The following is a 24,395-nucleotide window of genomic DNA, read 5'->3' as shown; positions in this document are numbered from 1 at the left end:
GGTAAGGGGCCCTCGGCTCAGCCCTCGTCCGCCACCTCCCCCGGATACCGCACCCCGATCCGTTCCCGTACCGCGTCCAGAGTCCGCATCACCGCGAGCGTCCCGTCCAACGGCACCAGCGGGGACTGGAGTTCACCGGCGCGCAGGCACCGCATCACCTCGGCGGCCTCGTGGCGCATGCTGTCGCGGGGCACGGTCGAGTCCTTGGAGGTGAACTCCTCGGGGTCGCGGCCCGGGCGGTGCACGACGAAGCGCTCCGGGTAGAAGAAGCCGTGCGGAAGTTCGATACGGCCCGCCGAGCCGGTGATCGAGGCCGTGACCGAGGTGCCCGCGTTCATCGCGCAGTGCAGCAGGGCCTGTTCGCCGCCGGGCCAGGACAGCATCATCGCGGTCTGGAGATCGACGCCCTCGGGCGAGAGCATCGCCGTGGCCTTGACCTCCGAGGGCTCGCCGAGCAGCAGGTGGGCGAGTGAGACCGGGTAGACGCCGAGGTCGAGCAGGGCGCCGCCGCCCTGGGCGGGGTCGCGCAGCCGGTGCGAGGCGGGGAAGGGGCCCGCGAGGCCGAAGTCGGCCTGGACGGTGCGCAGTTCACCGATCGCGCCGTCCTCGATCAGCTGCTTCATCCGCAGGATCAGCGGATTGCAGTACATCCACATGCCCTCCATGAGGAAGGTCCGGCGGGCGGCGGCCATCCCCACCAGTTCCGCGGCCTCCCGGGCGTTGAGCGTGAACGCCTTCTCGCACAGCACCGCACGGCCCGCCTCCAGGCAGATCCCGGCGGCGGCGCGGTGCGCGGAGTGCGGGCCCGCGACGTAGACCACGTCGACCTCGGGGTCGGTGGCGAGGCTGGCCCAGTTGCCGTAGGCGCGTGGGATGCCGAAGCGTTCGGCGAAGGTCCGCGCGGACTCCTCGCTGCGCGAGCCGACGGCGACGACCTCCGCGTCCGGCATGTCCAGGAGTCCTGCGGTGAAGTGTGCGGCGATATTGCCCGTCGCGAGGATTCCCCAGCGCACGCGTTCCATTTCTGGCCCTCCCCAGGCGCCGCGACGCTGCCGCGGCTCGTACGGTGCACACCCGCTGTGAGCACCTCTTGACTGGTCTCGACCACCCCGACCGAACTGAGAGGATAGGCCGGAGCCGCGACGAGGGGGAGGGGCACATGCCGGAACGGGGACCCGACACCACGCAGGACCCGGCCGACGGCCACATACCCGGGCCGGGGGACGCTCCGCTTCCGTCGCCCCGGCACCCCTCCGCAGCGCGGGACAGGATCACGGAACGCGCCCCTGCCGCGACTCCGGCCGCCCGCGCCCGTACGACAAGCCTCCTCGTCACCCTCGTACTCGGCGGGCTCAGCGCCGTACCGCCGCTGTCGATGGACCTGTATCTGCCCGCCCTCCCGCAGGTCACGGACTCGCTGAGCACCTCGGCCGCGAACGTCCAGCTCACGCTCACCTCCTGCCTGGTCGGACTCGCCCTCGGCCAGCTCGTCATCGGCCCGCTCAGCGACCGGTGGGGACGCCGCCCGCCGCTGCTGACGGGGCTGGTCGTGTTCGTGATCGCCACCGCGGCCTGCGCGCTCGCGCCGAGCGCCGCCACGCTGACCGTCTTCCGTCTGGTGCAGGGACTCGCAGGGGCCGCGGGGGTGGTGATCGCGCGCGCGGTCGTACGGGATCTCTACGACGGTGTGGAGATGGCCCGGTTCTTCTCCACCCTGATGCTGATCGCCGGTACCGCGCCGATCGCGGCGCCTCTGATCGGCAGCGGCGTGCTGCAATTCACCGACTGGCGGGGCGTGTTCGCGCTGCTCACCGCGGTCGGGCTGGGGATCACCGTACTGGCCTGGCGGGTCCTGCCCGAGACGCTGCCGCCCGAGCGGCGGCACTCCGGCGGGCTGGGCAAGGCGCTGCGGCTGATGCGGGAACTGCTTGCGGACCGGGTGTTCACCGGGTACATGTTCTGCGGCGGCTTCGCCTTCGGTGCCGCCTTCACGTACATCAGTGCCTCCCCCTTCGTCCTCCAGGAGATCTACGGTGCCTCCCCGGAGACCTTCAGCCTGTTGTTCGGGCTCAACTCGGCCGGAATGATCGCCATGAGTCAGTTGAACGGGAAACTTCTGGTCGGCCGGGTGAACCTGGACAAGGTGCTCACCTGGGGGCTCGGCATCTCCCTGTGCGCCATCGTCCTCCTGCTGCTGAACGTCGCGGAGATCCTCGGCACCGCGAACCTGGTGAGCGTGTCCGCGCTGCTGTTCGTCATGTTCTCGGTCATGGGCCTGGCCCTGCCGAACACCAACGCGCTCGCCCTCATGCGCACCCCGCACGCCGCCGGTACCGCCTCCGCCCTGCTCGGCACCTCCGTCTTCCTCCTCGGCGCGGTCATCTCGCCGCTCGCCTCGGTCGCGGGGGAGGACACCGCCCTGCCGATGACGCTGGTCCAGTTCGGCTGCGTACTCGCCTCTCTCGGCTGCTTCCTCGGCTTGTGCCGCCCCTGGCAGCACCCAGCCAAGGAGGTGGCCAGCTGAGCCCCGCCCGCCTGAGGCTGACCGGTCCGGCCCGCGCCGGGCTCGACCCGGAGACAATGGCCACCCTGCTGCGCGAGGTCCGCGCCCTGCACACCGGGACGCGGCCCTGGTGCGCGGGCGCCGTGCTGCTCGCCGGGCGCGGCCCCGCGATCGCCGTCGAGGAGGCCTCGGGCTGGGCCGTGCGCTACGCACGCTACGACGAGGCGGCCGGCGGGCCCGTCGAACTGTCCGCCGAGGACCGCGTCCCCATGCACGCGAACACCCCCTTCGACCTCGCCTCCCTGACGAAGCTCTTCACCGCCGTCGCCGTCGTCCAGCAGCTCGAACGCGGCACCCTCGAACTGGACGCCCCCGTCTCCGCGTACCTGCCCGACTTCACGGCCGCCGCCGAACACGGCCTGACCGTACGGCAGTTGCTCACCCACACCTCGGGCCTGCGTCCCGAACTCCCGCTCTACGACCTGCCGGGCGCCGCCGCCCGCCTGTCCGCCCTGCGCCACGAGGCACCGGTACACGCACCGGGCACCACCCACGTCTACTCCGACCTCAACATGCTGCTGCTCCAGCAACTCCTGGAGCGCCGGACCGGCCGCGGCCTGGACAAGCTGGTGTACGAGGGCATCACCCGCCCCCTCGGTATGACGGCCACCGGCTTCGGCCCGTGCCCCGGGGCGGCGGCCACCGAGGACCAGCGCAGGCCCTGGGCCAAGGTGGACCGCGGCATGATCCGCGGCGAGGTGCACGACGAGAACGCCTGGGCCCTCGGCGGCGTCGCGGGCCACGCGGGCCTCTTCTCCACCGCCCGCGACCTCGCGGTCATCTGCCGCACCCTCCTCGCGGGCGGCGCCTACGGCACGGCCCGCATCCTCGGCCCCGACTACGCCGAACTGATGCTGACCGCCCCCGGCCTCGGCTTCAACGTCGACCAGCCTTGGTTCATGGGCGAGTTGGCGGGCCGGGGAGCCGCCGGGCACACGGGCTTCACCGGCACGTCCCTGGTACTCGACCCGGCGACGGACACCTTCCTGGTGCTGCTCGCCAACACGGTGCATCCGCGGCGCAGGGCGGCGGACAGCAAGCCGCGGGCCCGGGCGGCTACGTGGTTGGCGCGGGCTGTGGTGTAAGGCCACTGGTCCGGCCGGGCGGGCGGAGCGACGCGGACTCACGTCGCCCGGCGCAGGAGCGAACCCTCGTACAGGCCGCGTGAGGTGTGCCAGAGGGCGAGGAGCCACGCGGCGACCAGCCAGGCGTAGGCGAGGACGGCCAGTCCGTCGAACACGTACAGCCCGGTGTGCGCGGCGAGGGAGGCCGCGCCGGTCGCACAGGTGCCGACGGGGAAGGTGAACGCCCACCACGTCATCGCGAAACCCATGCCCCGCCGGCGCGCACGGACGACGAGCGCCAGCGCGAGCGCGAACCACAGCAGGGCGAAACCCATCACGGGCACGCCGTACAGCGCCGCGAAGCTCCCCGGGACCAAGGGCGAGGCGTCCGCGAGGGAGCCGGCGGCCGTCGTCGACTGACCGAGGGGGCCGAGCACCAGGAACAGCGACGGCGTGAGGGCGAGCGGCAGCGCGCCGTGGTGGAGCAGCCGGTGCACCACCAGCGGCACCACGGTCAGTACGGCGAGCAGGCTCAGCCCGAACATCGCCAGGCAGGCCGCACCCAGCGTGTCCCGCCACTGGCCCTCGGGCAGATACGGCATCAGTGCGGGGCCGGTGGCGGCCGAGACCATCGGGGCGACGAGGGGCAGCAGCCAGACGGGCGTCGCCCCGGCGGCCGTGATCCGGTGCCGGGTGATCATCAGATACGGCACGACCACCGCGGCCACGAGTCCGACCAGCGTGCCGGAGCTCCACAGGAGCGCGTCCACGGCGACGGCGGCCCGTTCGCCGATCACGCCCTGTCCGACGGCGAGGCCCGCGTGGCCCACCGCGACGACGGCCATCGACAGACAGCCGTAGAAGGGGGCGACGGCCGGATCGCCGAGGTGGGCCCGGGCCCGGTCGCCGTGGCGCACCCAGTGGACGGCACGGGCACACAGCAGGACGGCGAGCATCATCGCGGACAGCGCCCACACGACGCTCAGGCCCGGTATTCGCAGGGGCAGTGCCGCGCCCGCCGTGGCGACGATGGCGGTGCCCATGACGGCGGCGTACCAGTTGGGGGTGAGTTCGCGGATCGTCCACTGGACGGCGCGGGTCTTCTCGGCGGCAAGGGGCAGGGCGGTGGGCGTGGCCATACGTACAGCCTCGGCGGGCCGCTGACCTGCGGGTAGAGACCGTACGCCTATGGGGACATAAGCTGGGCTTATGACCTCCCCCGGACCGCTGGCGCACCGCGTACCCGATCTCGGTTCGCTGGAACTGCTGCTCGCCGTGGGCAGGCTGGGCAGTCTCGGCCGGGCGGCCCGGGACCTCGGGATCACCCAGCCCGCGGCCAGCGGCCGGATCCGGGCGATGGAGCGGCAGCTCGGGGTGGCCCTCGTGCACCGCTCGCCGACCGGATCACGGCTCACGGAGCAGGGGGCGCTGGTCGCGGAGTGGGCGCGGCGGATCGTCGAGGCGGCGGAGGCGTTCGACGCGGGCGCACAGGCGCTGCGCACGCGGCGGGACTCACGGCTGCGGGTCGCGGCGAGCCTGACGATCGCCGAGTACCTGCTCCCCGGGTGGCTGATCGCCCTGCACGCGGCCCGTCCGGAGACGGCGGTGACCCTGCAGGCCGGCAACTCGGCGATGGTGGCCTCACGGGTACTCGGCGGAAAGGCGGACCTGGGTTTCGTCGAGGGCGTGGCGGTGCTGCAAGGTCTGGACAGCGCGGTGATCGGGCACGACTGGCTGACGGTCGTCACGGCCCCGTCGCACCCCTGGGCCCGGCGCCGAAAGCCCGTCGCGGCCGCCGAGTTGGCAGCGACGCAGCTCATCCTGCGGGAGGAGGGCTCGGGCACGCGCGAGGTCCTCGACGCCGCCCTGGCGCCGCACGGCGGCCTTGCCGTTCCGCTCCTCGAACTGGCCTCGACGACAGCGGTCAAGTCGGCGGCGCTGAGCGGCGCGGGTCCGGCGGTCCTCAGCGAGCTGGCGGTGGGCGACGAGTTGGCGTCCCACCGGCTGGTGGCGGTACCGGTCGCGGACCTGCACCTGGCACGCGACCTGCGGGCGGTGTGGCCCCGGGGGCAGCGTCCCGGCGGGCCGGGGCGGGAGTTGCTGGCGCTGACGCGGGGTGGGGGGCAGGCGGATCTTCCCTCGGCTGAGGGCGGAAGATGACTGTGACAGCTACGGAGGCGTGGCCGACGGCGCTTCTTCGATGTCCTGGACGTGAGCGAGGAGGAAGCGCGGTCCGTTGGTGTCCGCGACGACGCTGTTGCGGATCGAGACCCACAGAGTTGAGCCGTCCCGCCGCAACAGTCGCACCCGTGCCCGCCCGCCCCTGGCAGGGGTGTCGAGCAGCGTCCTGACATCATCGGGGTGGGTCAGCCCGGTGAACGACATGCCGATCAGGCTCGACGAACGGCTGCCCAGCATCCGGCACAGGGCGTCGTTGGTGCGCATGATCCGTCCCGGTTCCTGGCCGTCGAACTCGGCGATCACCATGCCCGAGGATGCGTACGCGAAGGATTGACGGAACGCCTCTTCGCTGGCAAGGCGCGCCTGATGCTCGCGTTCCAGCCGGGCCATGGCACGTTGCATGTCCGACCTCAGCTGCGCGTTGCTGAGCGCCACGGCGGCATGGGCCGCGTACACCTGAAGCGCCTCCTGTCCCCAGGCGCCCGGACGACGGCCGTTGCGTGGCATGTCGACGGAGATGACACCCACGAGGTCGCGGAGGCTCTTGCTGCCTGCGGAGTACAGGGGTGCGTAGAGGCGGTCCTCGCGATGCCACTCGTCCTCCATCCGCGGCTCGGGCCCCTCGGAGTGCCATTCCGGTACGTCGTCCTCGTCGAGGCCCCAGCCCTCGGTGTACGGGATGAACCGGAGGTCTCCCCATGCCTCGCCCATCGACAGACGACGCTCCCAGGACGAGCGGGAGCCGACCTTGCCCTCCAACAGGGCTGCGGCAGCGGGGTTTCCCGTGATCGCGGCGACGACGAGGTCCCCGTCCGGACGTACCAGATTGAGGGCGGCGAGCTCGTACCCCAGACCCGCGACCACGCCCTCCGTGATCGTGGTCAGCGTGTCGGCGAGGCTCTGGGCGGGGGAGACCTGCTGGATCAGCTGGTCCAGGAGGCTGCGCAGGGTGGCGAGCCGCACGTACGGCTCGGACTTCGTCTCCACCGGATCCCCCGCTGCGGAACCGGAGTTCTGGTCGGCGGTCCACCTGCTCCAGCTCGAACCTGTCGCGGTCGGCAGGGGCTGGTACGCCGTGTTGTGTACGAAGGGTGCCTTGCCCAGGTCGTTCCGGCACAGCCGGTGCGGTTCGGGCAGGCCCTTCAGGCCGAGTTCCAGGCGCAGTTGGCGGTAGACCGTGTCCAGGTCGAGGAACGCCCCGCCCTTCTGCAGGCCGTTGCCGATCAGCCGGATCAGCTCGCCGGTGAAGGCGGTGTACTGCTCTCCCCGCGGGGCGATCGCGACGGCGTTCTCGGCGGAGGCGACCAGCAGGTACGTGCCCTCGACCTCCAAGTCCGCCTCGGCCGACTGAACACCGAAGGCCCGCGCGCTGTAGCAGCAGTCGACTATGACGATCTTCCGGGCGGCGGGGCTCTGCTCGATGGTCCGCCGGATCCACTCGTACGGTGCCGCCGTGTCGTGCACCGACATCCGGTCGCTGTCCGCAACCGCCAAGTGGAGCAGGCCGGTTCGCGGTTCGATGAGCCCGTGCCCCGCGTAGTAGACGACGAGCGCGTCCGTCGCCTCCTGCGCCGCCTCGGCTATCGGCTTGGAGAGCTGACGGGGCGTCTGCGGATTCAGCACCGCACGGCAGTGTTCGGTCGGCAGTCCCAGGATGTGCTGCTCGGTCAGGAGCTGCGCCAGCATCCTGGTACTGGGCTCGACGGCGGGCAGATCGTCGAGCGTCCCGAAGGAGCCGACGCCGACCAGGACCGCGCGTGACGCCGACGGGTCAGGCAGAGTGGCCATCGCCGCCCTCGGGGTCGGCGGGCCGGTCGACCCCGCCCTCGGGATCGGCAGGCCGGTCAACCCCGCCCTCGGGGCCGTCCGTCAGCGACTCGATGAGACGGCGTGCCTCCTCCGCGGAGGAGTACGCGACGGTGATCCGCATGCCGTCCGGCCGCTCCACGGTCATCGTCGGCTGCTGCGGTCGCGTGCCGCGCCAGGCGACCAGGGACAGGGCGAGGGTCGCGGCGTTGAAGCCGCTGCCCACCACCAACGACACGACATCCAGCAGATCACCCTGTGCTCCGGGTACGGGCGCCCGCGACGTTCCCAGCTCCGGTCCGGCGTGCCGCCGCGCGGCCGGATCCGCCAGCAACCACATGTGCAGTGACCGCAGTTCCTCCTCCGCCAACTCCCCGTCAGGGAAACGCAGTTCCAAGCGCACGCGCGGCTCCCTCACCCTCGCACCGTCGGCGTACCGGACGCCGCCAGATGAGGCTACCGCTCTCAACTAACCGTGCAGCGCGTGTAGTTGAGAGCCCGGTGCCCCTGCCGGCCCCGCGCCAGGCCATGTCCGCAGGAGTTTGGTCGTGGGAGGGAAGACCGGCGCGAAGAAGCCGGTCGCGGGAGGGGAGGCGGGGGGCGAAGTAGCCGGTCGCGGCAGTCTCCGCCTCCGTCTCCGTCTCCGCAGCTCAGCGAAACTCGTGAACCACCTGGATCCCGCCGACGATGTGCGCGTTGAACTCGTCGAGCTCCTCGGCTGGTACCCACAGCTCAAGGATGGTCCGCCCGCCCGCCTGCTGGACCGGATACCTGCGCAGGAAGTCGCTCTCGACCTCGAACCGGGTGACGAAGCCCGCGCCGTCGTGCTTGACGTTCCAGTCCCGCGCGATCCTCACGGCGTAGTCCTCGTTGAGGACCGGGTAGAAGATCGGCTGCTCGGGAAGCCGGGGCGGCCAGGCGCGGAAGTCCAGCTCACGCAGCAGCTCCAGCTCCTTGGGGCCGGTGGGGCGCCAGAGGGTTGTCGTGGGTGCTTGCTTGCTGGTCACGGTTGGCGCTTTCCGGGTGAGGGGGCGGTGGGGTGGGGTGGGGTGACAGGGGGCGACGGTAGCGGGCGGTCGAGTGTGGTGGCCATCGGTTTTGGCCCCGCCTCGGCGGGAGCGGATTGCCGTCGGCGGTTGCCCGCCTGGTCACGGGCACGGTCTTCCTGCCGTCGCGCGAGCAGCCGCCCCCGCCACCTGTAGCCGCAGCCCCACCCTCACGGCTGCCGGGAACTACTGCTCGATCTGCTTCTTCACCAGCGCGGAGTACGTGGTCAGCCGGGTGGAGACCTTCGGGTCCTTGCCGTTGAAGCAGTCGCCGCCCCAGGAGACGATGCCGACCAGCCGCCCCTTGGCGATCATCGGCCCACCGCTGTCACCCCGGCAGGCGCCCGAGCTGTTCACCGGGTCGTGCACGCACACCATGGCCTTCGGCTTGAATCGGTCGCCGTGGGCCGCGCCGCACTGCTCGTCGGAGATCATCGGCACGTCGGCCCGGCGCAGGACCGGAGAGGCGTCGCCCGCCTCGTTCATGGTTCCCCAGCCGAGGAAGCGCGCCTTCGCGCCGGGTTGGTAGAGGCGCCGCTCCTTCGCTCCCACGATCGGCATCGGCTTGTACGGCATCGGCTCGTCGAGTGTCACCACCGCCACGTCGTGCTCGTAGGTGTAGGAGCGGTGGTCGTACTCGGGGTGGAGCCAGGTCTCCTTGATGTGCCGCACCGTGCCCTTGTCCGTCCTCAGGTCGGTACGCCCGCCCACCACGGTCCACGGGTTCTGGGTCGGCCCGCCGAAGTGGAAGTTGCAGTGCGCCGCGGTGACCACCTTGGTCGGCGCCACCAGGGTGCCGCCGCAAAACTGCTGTCCGTTGCCGTCGATGAACGCCACCACGGCGGGGTGCTTCTCCACCGTGGTGTTACCGCCGCCGATGATCTCTGCTGACGGATCGTCAGAGACGCTGCTCGCGTGGGCGGTTGGCACGGCAGTCGCGCCGAGTGCGCACACGATCGCCGCGGTCGCCGCCAAGGAGTGCAGGGCCGGTTGCCGTCCGGACGTACGCGTCATGTGTCTTCCCCCGTGGTTCGTCACTGAGCGGGCCGCGAGTACGCGCCCCATTGGCGGCACCGTAGCCGCTCCCCACCCGAAGGCCGGACGGAACGGGAGGTTTCGCTACTCACCCGCTGAACTACAGCCAATTTACCTGCCGTTGGCGCTTGACCGCGTCCGGGACGAGGGCGGTGTGGACCCGAAGTCTTCCGACCGAGCCCGCTCAGATACGGATCACCGCACACGGCTCCGACGATTCCTGTGCCGACGTGGCGGCCACCGAGGAGAAGCGCAACCGGCGACAGTCCCGCCGGGAGACCCGGCCCCGCACCGCTGCCGCCGCTCGCCACCCTTCCCCGCCCCCTAAAATCTCCCAGGTGAACGCCCCGATCCCCGCCCCGGACGCCGCCCCCGCCGACGCCCTGCGCACCGCCCTCGCCACCCTTCTCGACGGCCTGCCGCCCAAGCGCGCCGCCCAGGCCGTGGACCGGCTCATCGCGAACTACCGGGGCCGCACCCCGACCGAGGCGCCCGTACTGCGGGACCGTGCTGACGTCGCCGCCTACGCCGCGTACCGGATGCCCGCCACCTTCGAGGCCGTCCGCTCCGCCCTGGAGGCCCTGGCCGACGCGGCGCCGGACTGGCGGCCGGGTGCGCACAGCGACATCGGCGGCGGTACCGGCGCGGCCGTCTGGGCGGCCAACGCGGTGTGGGAGGGGCGGCGGCCGGTCACGGTCCTGGACTGGGCCGAGCCCGCGCTCGCCCTCGGCCGCGAACTCACCGGGAGCTTCGCACCGCTGGACGGGACCGAGTGGCGGCGGGCGCGTATCGGTACGGGGCTGGACGTCCCGTCGGCGGACCTCGTGACGCTCTCCTACGTACTGGGCGAACTCACCGACGCGGACCGGGAGTTGGCGGTGCGTGCCGCCGCGCGCGTGGGGCAGGCGGTCGTCGTCATCGAGCCCGGCACCCCGGACGGTTACGCCCGGGTGATCGAGGCCCGTACCCGCCTCATCGAGGCGGGCTTCCACATCGCCGCCCCCTGCCCGCACGCCGCCGACTGCCCGATCGTGCCCGGCACCGACTGGTGCCACTTCTCCGTCCGCCTCAGCCGCACCTCCCTGCACCGGCAGGTCAAGGGCGGCTCCCTGGCCTACGAGGACGAGAAGTTCAGCTACGTCGCGGCCACCCGCTTCCCCGTCGACCCCGCCCCGTCCCGGATCGTGCGCAAGCCCCAGATCCGCAAGGGCCAGGTCCTGCTCGACCTCTGCGAACGCGACCCCGGCCTGCGCCGCACGACGGTGACCAAGCGCCACGGCGACCTGTACAAGGCGGCCCGGGACGCGGATTGGGGCGACGCTTGGCCGCCGGAGGGCGAGAGGGGCGAGTCAGGGCAGGGCTCAGGGGCGGCGGGGGAGTAGCGGGGCGTACGCCTCGGTCGGCCCGTGTCCGTCCCGTGTCCGTCCCGCGTCCGTCCCGGGTCCGCCGTGCCGGGCCCGTCGTCTCTGGCCTGTCATCCCGGGCCCGTCGCTCACGGGCGGGACGGCCTGCTCCGTCCGGTCAGTGCATGGACTGCCGGACGAGAACGGCGGCCATCTGCTCGGCGCGTTCCGTGGCCTCGTCCACCGACCGCATGGCGTCGGCGACGCAGGCTCCCTCGTGCAGGATCAGAAGCTGGTTGCTCAGCGCCTCGGGGTCCGCGACTCCGGCCTCCGCGGCCAGGTCCTTCACGTAGGCGAGGAACCAGGCCTTCTGCTCGCGGGCGACTTCCTGGCCGGGGTGGTCGGCGGGCAGTTCGACGTAGGCGTTGACGAACGCGCAGCCGCGCGGGTTGCGCTCGCGCATCCAGGCCCCCAGCGCGCGGAAGGTGGCCAGCAGCTTCTCGTCGGGCGCACCGTCGTGCTCCTCGACATACCGCTCGAGCGTGTCGCGCCACAGGTCGTCGCGTGCCCTCAGGTAGGCGACGATCAGGTCCTCCTTCGACCCGAAACGGTCGTACAGCGTCTTCTTGGTGACACCCGCCTCCTCGGCTATCGCCTCCACGCCGACGGCGCGAATGCCCTGTTCGTAGAAGAGCCGGGAGGCCGTTTCGAGGATCTTCAGGCCGGCGGGTGTCAGCGGGCGCGCAGCGCGCCGCTTGCCGCCCCGGCCGGTGGTCCCGCTGTTGTCGGTCATGTTAGTTGACGGTACACCGAACGGTATGGTTACGCTGGTTGCTATACCGGTCTGTTTACCTGCGTGGAGGCGAGCCCCATGAGGAACCCGACCCACGGCGTCATGCACCGTGTGCTGATGGCCGTCCGAGACTTCGCGTACGGAATCAACGCGGGGAACGCGATCCGGCACGGGGCGCCGCTGCCTGCCCGAGGAACGCGAGCGGCCGCCGCTCCCGAGGGGCGGCGGCCGGGCGTCTGCTGAGTGCCTGACGGCTGGGGTGGAGCTTTCTGGGCGGCGAGCTGTGAACCGCGGGCTCGCGGTTCACAGCTCGTGGGTCGCAGTTCGCGGCTCGCGGTTCGCGGCCTCCGGCCTCTGTCTACTCGTCGGTGCCGGACGCGGTTTCGGAGTCGGACGCGGCTTCGGTTGTGGTGTCGGACGCGGCGTCGGCCCTGCTCCCGGTCTCACCGTCGGGCCCTGTGTCCGTACCCGATCCCGCCGCCCCGGCCCCGCCACTCTCCTGTGACCCCTGTGAGCCCTGTGACCCCTGTGACTCCCGGGACTCTTGTGGCCCCTGGGGCTCCTGGCGCGACTCCCGCAACCTGCGCAGCAGTTCGCGCTTCTGCGCGTTCGGGTCCTGGTTGCCGTAACCGCTGCCGCGGCCGTTGCCGCGCAGGGCGCCGCGGGACAGGTTGTTGCGGGTGCCTCCGACGCCCAGCATGTTTCCTTTGCGCGCCATGGGTCTCACCTCCGGGTGTTCGTGCCAGTGCTCGGACCAGCTTCACGAGACGGTCCGTCTCGTGAAGCTCGCTCTACGGTGCGCCCGGCGGTGCCCCGCTGTCCACCGAATTTCCGCGGCTCTCCTGCGAGGTCTTGAGACGCGGCGTCTCGCTGCCCTCCGAACCCGGTAGATTCGGCCGCATGTCCCCGAAGCCGCCCGCCTCCGCCCCGATGGATCCCGAGGCCGCATCCGCGCCCGAGGCCAAGTCCGCCCCCGATGCCACGCGCCGCAGCGAGCGCTCGCGCCGTGCCATCTACGACGCGGCACTCGCCCTGGTGGCCGAGGTCGGCTACCCGCGTACGACCATCGAGGCCATCGCCGCCCGCGCCGGAGTAGGCAAGCAGACGATCTACCGCTGGTGGACCTCGAAGGGAGAGGTGCTCCTGGAGGCCTTCCTCGACCTCTCGGAGCGCTCCTACGAGCAGATCGGGCGGCAGCCGTACGAGTTCCCGGACACCGGGGACCTGGCCGCGGACCTCAAGCTCGTGCTGCGGGCCACCGTCGACGAGATGCTCGACCCGCGGTTCGAGGCGCCCGCGCGGGCGCTCGCCGCACAGGGCGTCGTCGACGAGCAGCTCGGCCGCACCTTCGTCACCCAACTGCTCGAACCCCAGCTCCAGTTGTACGTCGAGCGGCTGAAGTCGGCGCAGCGCGCCGGTCAGGTGCGCCCCGACATCGACCCCCGCATCGCCCTGGAACTGTTCGTCTCCCCCCTCGCCCAGCGCTGGCTCCAGCGGACCGCCCCGCTGACCCACGAGTACACCGACACCCTCGTCGACTACGCACTCAACGGGCTCGCCCCGCGCTGAGCCTTCGGTCGGCACCGCCGAGCTGGCGGTCCGGCCACCCGTCCGGCCCGGCAGAGAAAGTGCCGTACGAAGATCTCCGTACGGCAAAATTCCCCGCCGGACGGAACCCCGGCCGCAGACCCCTCATCCTCCCCACGGGACGACCCCCGCCACACCCGCATCCGACCGTCGGCCGGACCGCCACCAGCGGTCGGGCGCGGTCGGTGCACATATGTGACCCCGATGACAGCGCGCTACGACAATTCCTGTCATAGTGCGCCGACATCCCCTCGGTGGGCGTCGTCCCGCACGGACCGGAAGCGCACTGTGGCCACGTGGGCCACCGGATGGTGCGACCATGGGGGATATCTGTGGGCTTCCACGACGAGGCGAGGGGATGCATGGGCGCTGAGTTCGGCCGCCGAGGGCAGAGCAAGATCTCCCAGTGGCTGCGAGGCCGCCGCCCCAAGGAGAGCGGGGCGGACGTCGGCGCGGAACGCGAAGCCCTGCTCCTTGCCGTCGCCGCCGCGGGCATGCCGATAGCCCCTGCCGCCCACCCGGCCGGGTACCGATGTTCCTGTGAGCGCATCGGCTGCCCCACGCCGGGACAGCACCCCGTCTCCTTCGCCTGGCAGACCCAGTCCACCACCGACCGCGCCCAGATCGAACGCTGGGCCGCGGCCGATCCCGAGGCCAACTTCATCACCGCCACCGGCATGGTCCACGACGTGCTCGACGTACCGGTCGCAGCGGGCGCCGAAGCCCTGGAGCGCCTGCAGACCAAGGGGATCGAGGTCGGCCCGATCGCCGAGTCCGGCGACGACCGCATGCTCTTCTTCACCGCCACCCGCGGCACCCCCGAGGACGAGGACGAGTGGTGGCCCTGCGAACTCGACTGTCACCCCGAGACCATGGACGAGCACCCCGGTCTGCGCTGGCACTGCCGTGGCTCGTACGTGCTGCTCCCGCCCGCCCGGCTGCCCGGCGACCATGACGTGCGCTGGCTGCGCGGCCCCGAACACCCCCTGCCCGACCCGCTGACCCTCCTCGAAGCGCTCACCGACGCCTGCGCCCGGCACGCGGGCACGGACCCCGGCCACCACGCGGCGGCCTGGCCCTCGCGCCGCTGACGGATGACGGATGACGGATGGCGGCTGACGGACGGCGGCTGGCGAACCGATGACCGACGGTTGACGACACCGACGACCGACGGCTGACGTTCGCGCGGCCCGCGCCGACGAAGGCGCGGGCCGGAACCCTCGGTTCACGGGCGCCGCAGAGCACAACTCCCCGCGACCCAGGGCCGGTTACTGGCCCTTGGCCCCCGTGACGCCCTGGATGCGGTTGAGGATGTTGACCTTGCCGCGGCCGCCCTTGCCGGGGTCCACCGCCGACTGGTTGGAGACCTTCTCCAGGGTTACTGACTCCTTCGCCTCACCGGTCATCAACGCCTTGATGTCCTCGGTGAGCGGCAGGTCCAGGCCCTTGGACGCGGTGATCTTCTCGTAGTGCCGGGTCGCGAAGAAGACCAGCGCGCCGCCGTCCTTGGTCCGCAGGCCGAGCGGGGCGTAGGCGTCGTCGACCATCGGCTCGTCGATGTACTGCCGTACGTAGCCGGGCCGTTCGGCCAGCTTGTCGCGCTGGGCGCGCCAGCCGGTGGTGTGCGCGCCGGGGGCGAAGACGGTCTCCGAGCCCTTCTTGCCGAGGTAGTCGGTGTAGGCGGAGCCGAGCGACTTGGGCGCGCTGAGTAGCGCGGTGTCCGCCGGGTCCACCGGCTCGGCCAGACCGTCGGCGTCCGTCTTCAGCTCCGGCACCTCGTCCAGGCCGAGCAGCGTGAGGTACGTGCCCTTCCAGGGGGCGTCGACGCCCGTGCGCGTGAAGACGATCAACCAGCGGTTGTCGTAACCGGACTTGTCGTCACGGTCCCGGTTGGAGTCGGTGTCGGCGACGAAGAACTTCGGCCAGCCCGCCTGCTTGGGGATGCTGAACTTCGCGTCCGTCAGTTCCAGCGGCGCGTGCTTGGGGTTGCCCTCCGGGTGGTTCTTGTGCTTGGCCTTCAGGCCCGCCTGGTTGATCGCCCCGAGCGGACCGGTGACCTGGTCCGCGTCCTTGGACGGATCGAAGGACTTGTCCGCCTTGTTGTACGCGGTGGTGAACTCCTCGAGCGCGGCGGCCGCTTCGGCCTTCGTCGCGGACGGGATGATCTCCCGCTCCCCGTGCACCGTCACGCACGCGCTCGCCGTCACGGCCAGCACCGTCACCGTCGCCGCTGCCGCCACGACCCGGCCCACCCTGTGCACCTTGCTCATCGACTCCCGTCACCTTCCCCTTCCCGGGCCCGAACCCTACCGGGGCCGGGAACAGCGCGAGCGTCGGGACCGGATACCGCGCCCACACCGCGCCCACACCGTGACCTGGAGGACCGCCGGATCCGGCGGGAAGGTGGACACACCCTTGGAAACGACTTGGCGCCGGTGGCCCGGAGCCTGCTTCAATGCGCGGATGACCGCACGCGAAGACCGCATGCTCGTCGCCCGGGACGGCGACCGGGTCCCGTACTGCGTCCGAGCCGAGGACGGCGCCGACGGGGGAGGCGGCTCCCGTGCGGAAGGCGGCTCCCGTACGGGAGGTGACTCGCGCGGCGAAGCCCGTGCCCGCCCCGTCCCGCGCCCCCGTCGCCCGCTCCGGCCCGCCGCGCCCGAGACCGTCGTCGACGTACTGCGCGTCTTCTGCGGTCCCGACGGCGAGCACGGCAACCGGCTCGGTGTGGTGCGCGAGGGGGCATTCGTGCCGACCGTCGCGGCCCGTCAGGAGCTCGCCCGCCAACTCGGCTTCAGCGAGACCGTGTTCGTGGACGACCCCGAGCGCGGCACCCTCGACATCTATACGCCGACCCTCCGGCTGCCGTTCGCGGGCTACCCCTGCGTGGGCGCCGCCTGGCTCCTGGACGTCCCCGAACTCGTCACCGGCGCGGGGGTGGTGGGCGCGCGACTCGACGGCGAGTTCAGCTGGATCGAGGCCGACCCCGACTGGGCCCCGCCGCGCACCCTGCGCCGGTACGGCTCACCCGTCGAGGTCGACGCGCTTCCCGTCCCCCCGCCCGGTGAGTGGATCTATGCCTGGGCCTGGGAGGACGAGCCCGCCGGACGCGTCCGGGCCCGCGCCTTCCCCGGCCGGGACGACGGCATCGACGAGGACGAGGCGACCGGCGCGGCGGCCCTGCTGCTCACCGCGGAGTTGGGCCGCGCGCTCAACATCACCCAGGGGCGCGGCTCCCAACTCCTCACCGCGCCACAGCCGGACGGGATGGTCGAGCTCGGCGGTCGCGTGGAGTTGGAGCGGTGAGGCCTCAACTCCGCCCGTGCGCAGTTACGTTCGCGGCGTATGCGGTCAACCGGCCCTGCGTGTAAGTGAGTTCACGTGCACGTACGCAACCACCCGCGCCCGCGACCGCGTTGAACGGCGCGCACCCGCACTCCCTCACGCGCTGAGCGGGAACTCCTCGCCCAGTTCGCGGAAGACGGCCGTGTTGAAGGAGAAGGCGCGCTTGCACTCCTCGACGATGCGCTGCTTCTCCAGGTCGTCCGCGGGTACGGCGTCGAGCAGTTCGCGGTAATCGCGCTTGAAGGCGGCCGGGTTGGAGATGTCCTCGAAGACGTAGAACCGGACGCCGTCGCCCTTGCGCGCGAAGCCCCAGGTGCGTTCGGCCTTGTCGCGGATGATCTGACCGCCGGAGAGGTCGCCGAGGTAGCGGGTGTAGTGGTGGGCCACGTAACCGCCGGGCCAGTCGGCCGCGCACTCGCGCACCCGGTCCGCGTACCGCCGGGTCGCGGGCAGCGGTGTGACCCGTGCACGCCAGTCGGCGCCGCGCAGATGGGCCAGGTCGCGTTCCAGGGTGGGCCCGCGCAGCAGTTCGGGCCGCAGGAAGGGGCCCGCCACCGGGTCCTCGGCCAGGCGGGCCGTGGCACTCTCCAACGCCTCGTAGACGAACCAGAGTTGCTCGGTGTAGCGCGCGTAGGCCGCGACGCCGAGGCGGCCGCCGAGCAGGTCGCTCATGAAGGCCGAGGTCTCGGCCTGGGTGTGCTGCTCGTGGGACGCGGTGCGTATGAGCGTCGAGAACGGCGTGCTCACGGTGGGGCCCTCCCGGGACGGTGGCGGGAACTGGCGGGAACGCCGGTAGTATTTAGGCTAGCCTTACCTAAGTCAATATTCTTCCCGACGGCTTGTCGGGAAGACCGTACCCCGATTGTCCCAGCACCACCCCTCGGTTTCCGCTGTCACGCCGAGGGCCGGGCGGAAGGGGTGCGAAGGGCCCCGCGGCGGATCCGTCCACGCCGCGGCGATGAGTTTCGGGCGGTGCGCGGGTCTGTACTGCGGAAGGATCGACACCCCGCCGAGGACCCAGGAGCAGACATGCCCCGCATCACGCCCAACCTCTGGTTCGACACCAACGGCAAGGAAGCCGCGGAGTTCTACGTCTCCGTGTTCCCGAACTCCCGGATCACCAACGTCACCCACTACGGCGACGCGGGCCCGCGCCCCGCCGGAACCGTGCTCACCGTCGAGTTCGAACTCGACGGCCAGCCCTACACCGCCCTCAACGGCGGCCCCGACTTCACCTTCAACGAAGCGATCTCTCTGCTGATCGACTGCAAGGACCAGGAAGAGGTCGACTACTACTGGGACAAACTGCTCGCGGACGGCGGCAAGCCGGTCCAGTGCGGCTGGCTCACGGACAGGTACGGCCTGTCCTGGCAGGTGGTCCCCGCCGAGCTGGACCGTCTGATCGCCGACCCCGACAAGGACCGCGCCGACCGCGCCATGCGCGCGATGCTCGGCCAGGTCAAGATCGACATCGCCGCGATCAGGGCGGCGGCCGACGGGAAGTGACCGCCGTCCTCGCCGGGGTGACGACCCGGGGGACGACGGCGGGCGGCAGGGGCGTGCGCTACGGAAGCGTGAGAATCTCCGCGCCCGTCTCCGTGACCACCAAGGTGTGCTCGAACTGGGCCGTGCGCCTGCGGTCCTTGGTGACCACGGTCCAGCCGTCGTCCCACATGTCGTACTCGTAGGTGCCGAGCGTCAGCATCGGCTCGATCGTGAAGGTCATACCCGGCTGCATCACGGTCGTCGCGTGCGGGCTGTCGTAGTGCGGCACGATCAGGCCGGAGTGGAACGCGGTGCTGATGCCGTGCCCGGTGAAGTCGCGCACGACGCCGTAGCCGAACCGCTTCGCGTACGACTCGATGACCCGGCCGATGATGTTGATCTGCCGGCCCGGCCGGACCGCCTTGATCGCGCGGGCCAGTGCCTCCTCGGTGCGCTCGACCAGGAGCCTGCTCTCCTCGTCGACGTCCCCGACCAGGTACGTGGCGTTGTTGTCGCCGTGCACCCCGCCGATGAAGGCGGTCACGTCCAGGTTCACGATGTCGCCGTCGCGCAGCACCGTGGAGTCCGGGATGCCGTGGCAGATGACCTCGTTGACCGAACTGCACAGGGACTTCGGGAAGCTGCGGTAGCCCAGCGTCGACGGGTAGGCGCCGTGGTCGCACATGTAGTCGTGGGCGACCCGGTCCAGCTCGTCGGTGGTGACGCCCGGCGCGATCAGCTTGGCCGCCTCGGCCATCGCCCGGGCGGCGATCCCGCCCGCGATCCGCATCCGCTCGACGGTCTCGGCGTCCTGGATCTCCGAGCCCTTGAACGGCGTCGGGGCGGGCTTGCCCACGTACTCGGGGCGTGCGATGTGCGCCGGGACGGGACGGGTGGGGGAGAGCTTCCCCGGTACGAGCAGCGACTGGCCAGACATGTCGACGAGTGTAGCGATCCGGGATCGGGCACCATGGCCGCTGTGGGGACGGCCGGACGGCCCCGGCCGTGCGCCGCCGCCCCGCACACCGTGTGCGACGAGGAGCCAAGGAGCCGGCATGGCGCTGTTCAGGAAGCGGAAGCGGACCGTCGGAAAGCCCGGCGAGTGGTACTACTGCCTCGGCCACCACAAGGTCGAGGAGGGCCCCGACTGCCCGGGTCCCGACCGCCTCGGCCCGTACCCCAGCCCCGAGGCGGCGGCACACGCCTTCGAGATCGCCGAGGAACGCAACAAGGAGTGGGACGAGGACCCCAACTGGCAGCAGGGGAAGCCGGGCGGCGGGGAGCAGTAGTCCACAAGTCCGCATCCGCATAGCTCATGGGGAGCGGCAGGCCCGGGCCCGCTGGGTCCATCGGGCCTGCCGGGTCCGGGCCGCTCAGCCCGCGGCCTCCCGGCCGTTCAGCCCGAGGCCTCCCGGCAGCCCCTCAGCCCCCGGCCGGGGTCCCTTCGCCGAGCGCCGCCGTTCCGTTCGTCGCGTCCGCCTCGCCCTCACCCGGCCTCGGCCCGCCGCCCGCCACCGAGGCACGGCTCTCGCGCAGCTTGCGGGCGTGTGCGTTGGTGCGGACGTCGTACGTCATCAGCTTCGGCAGGCACAGCGCGAGCAGGCCGACCGCGCCCACACAGGCGAGGCCGCCCGACCATACCGAGGCGCGCACGCCCGCGAGTGCGGCGACGCCGCCGGCCCGTACCTGGCCCAGCTGCGGGCCCACCGAGTACGAGAGCAGCTCGATACCCGCGAGACGGCCGCGCAGCTCGTCGGGGATGGTCTGGTTCCACATCGCGGAGCGGAAGATGCCGCTGACCATGTCGCAGCAGCCGCCCAGGGTGAGGAACAGCAGCACCAGCCAGACGTTGTCCATGACCCCGGCGATCGCGACGGTCGCACCCCAGCAGCCCGCCGCGAGGACGACCATCAGGCCGTGCCGGTGGATACGCGAGGACCAGCCGCTGGTGAGGCTCACGAGCAGCGAACCGGCGGGCAGCGCCGCGTACATCAGACCGAGTGACCACTCGGCGTCCAAGTCGTCCGCGAGGAACGGCAGTACGGCCAGCGGGAAGGCGAAGAGCATGGCCGCGATGTCGACGACATAGGTGCCGAGGAGTTCCTTGCGGCTCCAGGCGTAGCGGGCGCCCTCCGCTATCGACCTCAACGACGGCTTGGCCGCCTCGTGCGCGGCGGGCGAGGCGGCGAGTCCGACGGCCAGGCAGACGGAGGCCAGGAAGCTGACGAGGTCCGCCGCATAGGCCCAGCCGACTCCGGCCCAGGCGACCACCACTCCGGCGAGCGCGGGTCCGGCCACCCCGCCCACCTGCCAGCGCAGGGAGTTGAGTGCGGCGGCCGCGGGCAGATGCTCGTGCGCCACGATGCGCGGGGTCAGCGAGTCGAGCGCGGGCCGCTGCACCGCGACCAGGGCCGCCGACAGCGCGGCGACCAGGTACAGCGGCCAGATCATCGGCGTGGGCAGCAGCGCGTTGCCGAGCAGGACGGCGCACAGCAGGGCCTGGCCGACCTCCGTCCACAGGATCAGCTTGCGCTTGTCCATCGCGTCCGCGAGGGCGCCGCCGTACAGCCCGAAGACGATCAGCGGGATCAGCTCGGCCGCACCGATCGCGCCCACCGCCGCGGCGGAACCGGTCAGGTCCTTCATCTGAACCGGCAGCGCGACGAAGGTGAGGAAGCTGCCGAAGTTCGTGATCACCCCGGCGATCCACAGCCGCCGGAAGTCGGCCGAGGCGTGCCAGGGCGCGAGATCGGGCAGCAGCGCACGCAGGCGTGAGGGGGCGGGTGTGGGGGAGTCGGGGGTCACGAAGGGCCATCGTGCGGTGTGCCAAGGGGGGTGGCAAACGGTTTTCCCACGTCGGCGCGTACGGCCTTTCCGTACGCGCTCGGGGCCTCACTCGGCGCCTCACCCGGCCGGTACGGGTCCCGTGTCTGTCGGCGGTCTACCAGCTCGTGCCTGTCGCCGGTCTACCAGCGCGCCGGGGGCGGTGCCGTGAGCCGGTCGGCCAGGCGGGAGAGGCGGTCGCGGAACTGGCGGCGGCCGCGCGGCACTTGTGCGGGCAGGGAGTTCTCGCCGGTGGCCGCGCTCACCAGATGCTGCACCGTGTCCAGGTCGAGGTCCGGGGACTCGGGCACGGCCAGCGACTCGTGGGCCAGGGTGTGCAGTTCGCGGTCGCCGGAGTCCAGTGCGAGCACCGTGGCGCCCGAACGGCGTGCGTCCTGGACGCGTTCGAGCAGTGGCGCGCCCGGCGCGTCGGGCGCCACCACGAGCAGGGTCTCCCCGCGCCGGGCCGCCTCCAGTCGTCCGAGGCCCACCGCGAGATGGGCCGGGTCCCCGTCGCCCACCCGGTGCCGTACCAGGGTCGGCGTCAGCTCCGGAGTGCCGGACCAGGCCGCCTCGTCCACCAGATGCGCGGCCAGATGCCAGGGTTCGTACTCCGGTGTCCCGACGAGCAGCAGCCCGCCTCCGTGCGGAACGACCGAGCCCCGCAACGTCCCCGCGAACCTGCGGGTCGCACCGAGCCACTCCGTCCCGGCGAGCACCTCGCGCAACAGCGCCACGCGTACCGCGTCCATGGCCGCGAGGATGCCGCCGACCGGGCCGCCACGAGCGGAGTCCGGGACTTGTTCACTCGTACGGGATGGTGGTGCGCCGGACTCCGGGCCGGGCGTGAACGGCGGGGGCGCGCGCCGGATCACGTGCCCCGCTCGCGGGCCCGCCCGAGTGCCCGCGCATGGGGCGGCGTGTGCGCGTCGTGAGCGGCGGGCGGAGCGTCGGACCGCTAACAGGACTACGGGTGGGCGAGGTTGACCGCCGTCGGGGACGGTCTCTAGGGTCACAGGCCTCAGGACATCCCATGTCCTGATTGCCCCTGCTTACCGTCGTTGCCTGCCTGCCTGCTCGCTTGCTTACTTGCCGAGTAACTTGCGTGCCCCCTCGCTTACTCGCCAAGTCACTTGCCCGCTCGCCCCCTGCCCGCCCGGCCGCTCGCCCCGCCCGCGAGTGTGCCCGACCGCTCCGAACGCGCTGCCGCGACCGCGCGGCTCCCACGCGCCGATGCCCCGGAGGCACCGTTGACCAGTGAGACGTCCGTACCCTTCCGCGCCGGTACCGAGGGATACGCGAGCTTCCGTATCCCGGCCGTCGTCGTCACCGGCGAGAACACCGTGCTCGCCTTCTGCGAGGGGCGGGTGGGCTCCGCGGAGGACCACGGTGACATCGATATCGTGCTGAAGCGTTCGCACGACGGCGGCCGCACCTGGGCGCCGCTGGAGCGCGTGGCCGAGAACGGCGACGACCTCGCGGGCAACCCGGCACCCGTGGTGCTGTCCTCGGGCCGCATCCTGCTGGTGCATGTGCGCAACGCGGCCGCGGCCAGCGAGGCGGCGATCCGTCGCGGCGAGGTCGCTCAGGCCGACGCGCGCCGGGTCTGGGTGCAGTACAGCGACGACGACGGGGTCACCTGGTCCGAGGCGCGCGAGATCACGGAGCAGACCAAGGACCCGGACTGGCGCTGGTACGCGACCACTCCGGGGCACGCCCTCCAGCTGACCGGCGGCCGGGTGCTTGTGCCCGCCAACCACTCGCTGCCGCCCACCGGTTCGGACCTCGGCACCGAGGGCGCGTACAACGGCGGGCACAGCCTGCTCAGCGACGACGAGGGCCAGACCTGGCGGATCGGCTACGTGCACAACAACGCGGACGCCCTGGCCGCGCTCGCCGCCCCGGTCGGCTCCGACGTACCGCCCGGCCCCGACGGGCACCCCGAGCGCATCAACGCCAACGAGACGACGGCCGCCGAACTCCCCGACGGGCGGCTCTACTTCAACACCCGCAACGACTCGGCGGCACCCGGCACCCGTGCCGACGCCTACTCCTCCGACGGCGCCGAGCTGACCGCCCCCTACCGTCCACAGCCCGGGATCGAGGGCCCCGTGGTCCAGGGCAGTCTCCTTCAGCTCCGCGACCCCGACCTGCTGCTCTACTCGGGCCCCGCGCACCCCGAGCGCCGGGCCAGGATGACCGTCCGCGCCAGCTCCGACCACGGCACCCACTGGCGCGTCGCCCATGTCGTGGACGAGTCCCCGGCCGCGTACTCCGATCTCGTACGGCTCGACGCGGGAACCGTCGGCCTGCTCTTCGAGACCGGCGCGACGAGCTCGTACGAGACCCTGAGCTTCCGCCGGATCCCGGTCACCGCGCTGCTGCGTACCGTCGGGTGACCACGGTGCCTGGTCGTGCGGCACCGATGACAGAATCCGTCGCATGACTACTCCCGCCGACGGCGCCCAGGCCCCCGCACCGACCCTGTCCGAGCCGAAGCCAGGAGCCGGGAAGGCCCCCGCGAAGGACCCCTGGGACCTGCCGGACGTGTCCTCCCTGGTGGTCGGTGTTCTCGGCGGCACCGGCGACCAGGGCCGCGGCCTCGCCTACCGGCTCGCCCGCGCGGGCCAGCGGGTGATCATCGGCTCCCGTGCGGCACAGCGGGCCGAAAGCGCCGCCGCCGAACTGGGGTTGGGCATCGAGGGCGCCGACAACGCCGACTGCGCGCGGCGCAGCGACATCGTGATCGTCGCGGTGCCCTGGGACGGGCACGCCAAGACGCTCGAAGCGCTGCGCGAGGAGCTCGCGGGCAAGCTGGTCGTCGACTGCGTGAACCCGCTCGGCTTCGACAAGAAGGGCGCCTACGCGCTCAAGCCCGAGGAGGGCAGCGCCGCCGAGCAGGCCGCCGCCCTGCTGCCCGACTCGCGCGTCACGGCCGCCTTCCACCACCTGTCCGCCGTGCTGCTCCAGGACGAGTCCGTCGAGGAGATCGACACGGACGTGATGGTCCTCGGCGAGTCCCGTGCCGACACCGACCTCGTCCAGGCGCTGGCCGCCCGTATCCCCGGTATGCGCGGCGTCTTCGCGGGCCGACTGCGCAACGCGCACCAGGTCGAGTCCCTCGTCGCGAACCTGATCTCCGTCAACCGCCGCTACAAGGCACACGCGGGGCTGCGGGTGACCGACGTGTAGGCACGCGCGTATGGGCGCCCGGCGCACAGGCACGCAGGGCGGGCGCCCGCCCCGCAGCCGCGTGCGGAGCCCCGCGAGGCATGGGGGACACTGTTGACGCTGTACCTCTCATGTCCCGACAGGAGCCCCACC

General features: G+C 71.9%; 23 protein-coding genes and 2 pseudogenes. 11 read left to right on the top strand and 14 right to left on the bottom strand.

Annotated elements, in window-relative coordinates; genetic code table 11:
- Positions 1-17: 17 nt before the first annotated feature.
- The gene (locus HUT18_RS06810; RefSeq protein ID WP_176098719.1) at positions 18-1,022 is read right to left on the bottom strand and encodes a Gfo/Idh/MocA family protein; all 1,005 of its coding nucleotides are present in this window, start codon (positions 1,020-1,022) and stop codon (positions 18-20) included.
- 137 nt (positions 1,023-1,159) lie between these two features.
- Here HUT18_RS06810 and HUT18_RS06805 point away from each other — a divergent pair, with 137 nt between their 5' ends.
- Positions 1,160-2,524, top strand: coding sequence for a multidrug effflux MFS transporter (locus tag HUT18_RS06805; RefSeq protein ID WP_176098718.1), 1,365 nt, complete (start codon positions 1,160-1,162; stop codon positions 2,522-2,524).
- Positions 2,525-2,580: 56 nt separating this feature from the next.
- On the top strand, positions 2,581-3,648 hold the full coding sequence (locus HUT18_RS06800) for a serine hydrolase (RefSeq protein ID WP_176098716.1): 1,068 nt from the start codon (positions 2,581-2,583) through the stop codon (positions 3,646-3,648).
- 38 nt (positions 3,649-3,686) lie between these two features.
- On the opposite strand, the gene HUT18_RS06795 is transcribed toward HUT18_RS06800, so the two are convergent.
- Positions 3,687-4,766, bottom strand: a complete 1,080-nt coding sequence (locus HUT18_RS06795) for a TDT family transporter (RefSeq protein WP_176104330.1) — start codon at positions 4,764-4,766, stop codon at positions 3,687-3,689.
- Between the two features lie 70 nt (positions 4,767-4,836).
- Between HUT18_RS06795 and HUT18_RS06790 the strand changes: the two genes are divergently transcribed.
- Positions 4,837-5,787: a LysR family transcriptional regulator gene (locus HUT18_RS06790; protein ID WP_176104329.1), complete on the top strand. Its 951-nt coding sequence runs from the start codon at positions 4,837-4,839 to the stop codon at positions 5,785-5,787.
- A 23-nt stretch (positions 5,788-5,810) separates the two neighbouring features.
- Here the strand turns inward: HUT18_RS06790 and HUT18_RS33580 are convergent.
- From HUT18_RS33580 to HUT18_RS06765, 5 genes and pseudogenes are all read right to left on the bottom strand, one after another.
- Positions 5,811-6,795, bottom strand: a pseudogene (locus tag HUT18_RS33580) (PAS domain S-box protein); the annotation flags it as partial.
- Between the two features lie 180 nt (positions 6,796-6,975).
- Positions 6,976-7,596: pseudogene (locus HUT18_RS33575) on the bottom strand (caspase domain-containing protein); the annotation flags it as partial.
- Positions 7,580-8,017, bottom strand: coding sequence for a hypothetical protein (locus tag HUT18_RS06775; RefSeq protein ID WP_176098714.1), 438 nt, complete (start codon positions 8,015-8,017; stop codon positions 7,580-7,582). The gene HUT18_RS06775 and the pseudogene HUT18_RS33575, both read right to left, overlap by 17 nt.
- A 247-nt stretch (positions 8,018-8,264) precedes the next feature.
- Positions 8,265-8,621 carry a hypothetical protein gene (locus tag HUT18_RS06770; RefSeq protein ID WP_176098712.1) on the bottom strand — a complete coding sequence of 119 codons (357 nt, stop codon included), beginning with the start codon at positions 8,619-8,621 and terminating at the stop codon, positions 8,265-8,267.
- Between the two features lie 225 nt (positions 8,622-8,846).
- Positions 8,847-9,674: a trypsin-like serine protease gene (locus HUT18_RS06765; protein ID WP_176098710.1), complete on the bottom strand. Its 828-nt coding sequence runs from the start codon at positions 9,672-9,674 to the stop codon at positions 8,847-8,849.
- 359 nt (positions 9,675-10,033) lie between these two features.
- On the opposite strand from HUT18_RS06765, the gene HUT18_RS06760 reads away from it, so the two are divergent.
- The gene (locus tag HUT18_RS06760; protein ID WP_176098708.1) at positions 10,034-11,077 is read left to right on the top strand and encodes a small ribosomal subunit Rsm22 family protein; all 1,044 of its coding nucleotides are present in this window, start codon (positions 10,034-10,036) and stop codon (positions 11,075-11,077) included.
- Positions 11,078-11,216: 139 nt separating this feature from the next.
- Here the strand turns inward: HUT18_RS06760 and HUT18_RS06755 are convergent, their stop codons facing one another.
- Positions 11,217-11,831: a TetR/AcrR family transcriptional regulator gene (locus tag HUT18_RS06755; RefSeq protein ID WP_176098706.1), complete on the bottom strand. Its 615-nt coding sequence runs from the start codon at positions 11,829-11,831 to the stop codon at positions 11,217-11,219.
- Between the two features lie 358 nt (positions 11,832-12,189).
- Positions 12,190-12,549 (bottom strand): DUF6243 family protein, encoded by a 360-nt coding sequence (locus HUT18_RS34285; RefSeq protein ID WP_176096569.1) that lies wholly within the window; start codon positions 12,547-12,549, stop codon positions 12,190-12,192.
- Between the two features lie 212 nt (positions 12,550-12,761).
- On the opposite strand from HUT18_RS34285, the gene HUT18_RS06745 reads away from it, so the two are divergent.
- Positions 12,762-13,400, top strand: a complete 639-nt coding sequence (locus HUT18_RS06745; protein WP_176104328.1) for a TetR/AcrR family transcriptional regulator — start codon at positions 12,762-12,764, stop codon at positions 13,398-13,400.
- Between the two features lie 380 nt (positions 13,401-13,780).
- The gene (locus HUT18_RS06740) at positions 13,781-14,509 is read left to right on the top strand and encodes a bifunctional DNA primase/polymerase (protein ID WP_176098704.1); all 729 of its coding nucleotides are present in this window, start codon (positions 13,781-13,783) and stop codon (positions 14,507-14,509) included.
- Positions 14,510-14,686: 177 nt separating this feature from the next.
- On the opposite strand, the gene HUT18_RS06735 is transcribed toward HUT18_RS06740, so the two are convergent.
- A complete protein-coding gene (locus HUT18_RS06735) occupies positions 14,687-15,688 on the bottom strand; it encodes a hypothetical protein (RefSeq protein WP_176098702.1) in 1,002 nt (333 codons plus the stop codon).
- Between the two features lie 409 nt (positions 15,689-16,097).
- Between HUT18_RS06735 and HUT18_RS06730 the strand changes: the two genes are divergently transcribed.
- Positions 16,098-16,724, top strand: a complete 627-nt coding sequence (locus HUT18_RS06730) for a PhzF family phenazine biosynthesis protein (protein WP_176104327.1) — start codon at positions 16,098-16,100, stop codon at positions 16,722-16,724.
- Between the two features lie 135 nt (positions 16,725-16,859).
- Here the strand turns inward: HUT18_RS06730 and HUT18_RS06725 are convergent, their stop codons facing one another.
- Entirely contained in the window at positions 16,860-17,510 is a 651-nt protein-coding gene (locus HUT18_RS06725; RefSeq protein ID WP_176098700.1) for a heme oxygenase (biliverdin-producing), read from the bottom strand.
- Positions 17,511-17,792: 282 nt separating this feature from the next.
- On the opposite strand from HUT18_RS06725, the gene HUT18_RS06720 reads away from it, so the two are divergent.
- On the top strand, positions 17,793-18,269 hold the full coding sequence (locus HUT18_RS06720; protein ID WP_176098698.1) for a VOC family protein: 477 nt from the start codon (positions 17,793-17,795) through the stop codon (positions 18,267-18,269).
- Between the two features lie 58 nt (positions 18,270-18,327).
- Here the strand turns inward: HUT18_RS06720 and map are convergent, their stop codons facing one another.
- Entirely contained in the window at positions 18,328-19,185 is an 858-nt protein-coding gene (gene map, locus HUT18_RS06715) for a type I methionyl aminopeptidase (protein ID WP_176098696.1), read from the bottom strand.
- Between the two features lie 118 nt (positions 19,186-19,303).
- Here map and HUT18_RS06710 point away from each other — a divergent pair, with 118 nt between their 5' ends.
- The gene (locus tag HUT18_RS06710) at positions 19,304-19,537 is read left to right on the top strand and encodes a hypothetical protein (RefSeq protein ID WP_176098695.1); all 234 of its coding nucleotides are present in this window, start codon (positions 19,304-19,306) and stop codon (positions 19,535-19,537) included.
- Between the two features lie 133 nt (positions 19,538-19,670).
- Here the strand turns inward: HUT18_RS06710 and HUT18_RS06705 are convergent, their stop codons facing one another.
- Positions 19,671-21,053, bottom strand: a complete 1,383-nt coding sequence (locus HUT18_RS06705) for an MFS transporter (RefSeq protein WP_176098693.1) — start codon at positions 21,051-21,053, stop codon at positions 19,671-19,673.
- Positions 21,054-21,214: 161 nt separating this feature from the next.
- Positions 21,215-21,823: a hypothetical protein gene (locus HUT18_RS06700; RefSeq protein ID WP_176098692.1), complete on the bottom strand. Its 609-nt coding sequence runs from the start codon at positions 21,821-21,823 to the stop codon at positions 21,215-21,217.
- A gap of 498 nt (positions 21,824-22,321) precedes the next feature.
- Here HUT18_RS06700 and HUT18_RS06695 point away from each other — a divergent pair, with 498 nt between their 5' ends.
- Positions 22,322-23,470: an exo-alpha-sialidase gene (locus HUT18_RS06695; RefSeq protein WP_176098690.1), complete on the top strand. Its 1,149-nt coding sequence runs from the start codon at positions 22,322-22,324 to the stop codon at positions 23,468-23,470.
- Between the two features lie 43 nt (positions 23,471-23,513).
- Positions 23,514-24,263 carry an NADPH-dependent F420 reductase gene (gene npdG / locus HUT18_RS06690; protein WP_254878455.1) on the top strand — a complete coding sequence of 250 codons (750 nt, stop codon included), beginning with the start codon at positions 23,514-23,516 and terminating at the stop codon, positions 24,261-24,263.
- Positions 24,264-24,395: the final 132 nt, after the last annotated feature.

Origin of the sequence: Streptomyces sp. NA04227 (assembly GCF_013364195.1) — a bacterium.
Classification (GTDB): domain Bacteria; phylum Actinomycetota; class Actinomycetes; order Streptomycetales; family Streptomycetaceae; genus Streptomyces.
The sequence above is the reverse complement of the archived record's forward strand: the minus strand, read 5'-3'. Positions and strand labels throughout refer to the sequence as shown.

Coding starts and splice junctions, on each gene's coding strand:
- HUT18_RS06795 (WP_176104330.1), bottom strand. CDS start 4,766: ATGGCCACGCCCACCGCCCTGCCCCTTGCCGCCGAGAAGACCCGCGCC.
- HUT18_RS34285 (WP_176096569.1), bottom strand. CDS start 12,549: ATGGCGCGCAAAGGAAACATGCTGGGCGTCGGAGGCACCCGCAACAAC.
- HUT18_RS06765 (WP_176098710.1), bottom strand. CDS start 9,674: ATGACGCGTACGTCCGGACGGCAACCGGCCCTGCACTCCTTGGCGGCG.
- HUT18_RS06700 (WP_176098692.1), bottom strand. CDS start 21,823: ATGGACGCGGTACGCGTGGCGCTGTTGCGCGAGGTGCTCGCCGGGACG.
- HUT18_RS06745 (WP_176104328.1), top strand. CDS start 12,762: ATGGATCCCGAGGCCGCATCCGCGCCCGAGGCCAAGTCCGCCCCCGAT.
- HUT18_RS06720 (WP_176098698.1), top strand. CDS start 17,793: ATGCCCCGCATCACGCCCAACCTCTGGTTCGACACCAACGGCAAGGAA.
- npdG (WP_254878455.1), top strand. CDS start 23,514: ATGACTACTCCCGCCGACGGCGCCCAGGCCCCCGCACCGACCCTGTCC.
- HUT18_RS06810 (WP_176098719.1), bottom strand. CDS start 1,022: ATGGAACGCGTGCGCTGGGGAATCCTCGCGACGGGCAATATCGCCGCA.
- HUT18_RS06800 (WP_176098716.1), top strand. CDS start 2,581: ATGGCCACCCTGCTGCGCGAGGTCCGCGCCCTGCACACCGGGACGCGG.
- HUT18_RS06755 (WP_176098706.1), bottom strand. CDS start 11,831: ATGACCGACAACAGCGGGACCACCGGCCGGGGCGGCAAGCGGCGCGCT.
- HUT18_RS06735 (WP_176098702.1), bottom strand. CDS start 15,688: ATGAGCAAGGTGCACAGGGTGGGCCGGGTCGTGGCGGCAGCGGCGACG.
- HUT18_RS06790 (WP_176104329.1), top strand. CDS start 4,837: ATGACCTCCCCCGGACCGCTGGCGCACCGCGTACCCGATCTCGGTTCG.
- map (WP_176098696.1), bottom strand. CDS start 19,185: ATGTCTGGCCAGTCGCTGCTCGTACCGGGGAAGCTCTCCCCCACCCGT.
- HUT18_RS06740 (WP_176098704.1), top strand. CDS start 13,781: ATGGGCGCTGAGTTCGGCCGCCGAGGGCAGAGCAAGATCTCCCAGTGG.
- HUT18_RS06805 (WP_176098718.1), top strand. CDS start 1,160: ATGCCGGAACGGGGACCCGACACCACGCAGGACCCGGCCGACGGCCAC.
- HUT18_RS06710 (WP_176098695.1), top strand. CDS start 19,304: ATGGCGCTGTTCAGGAAGCGGAAGCGGACCGTCGGAAAGCCCGGCGAG.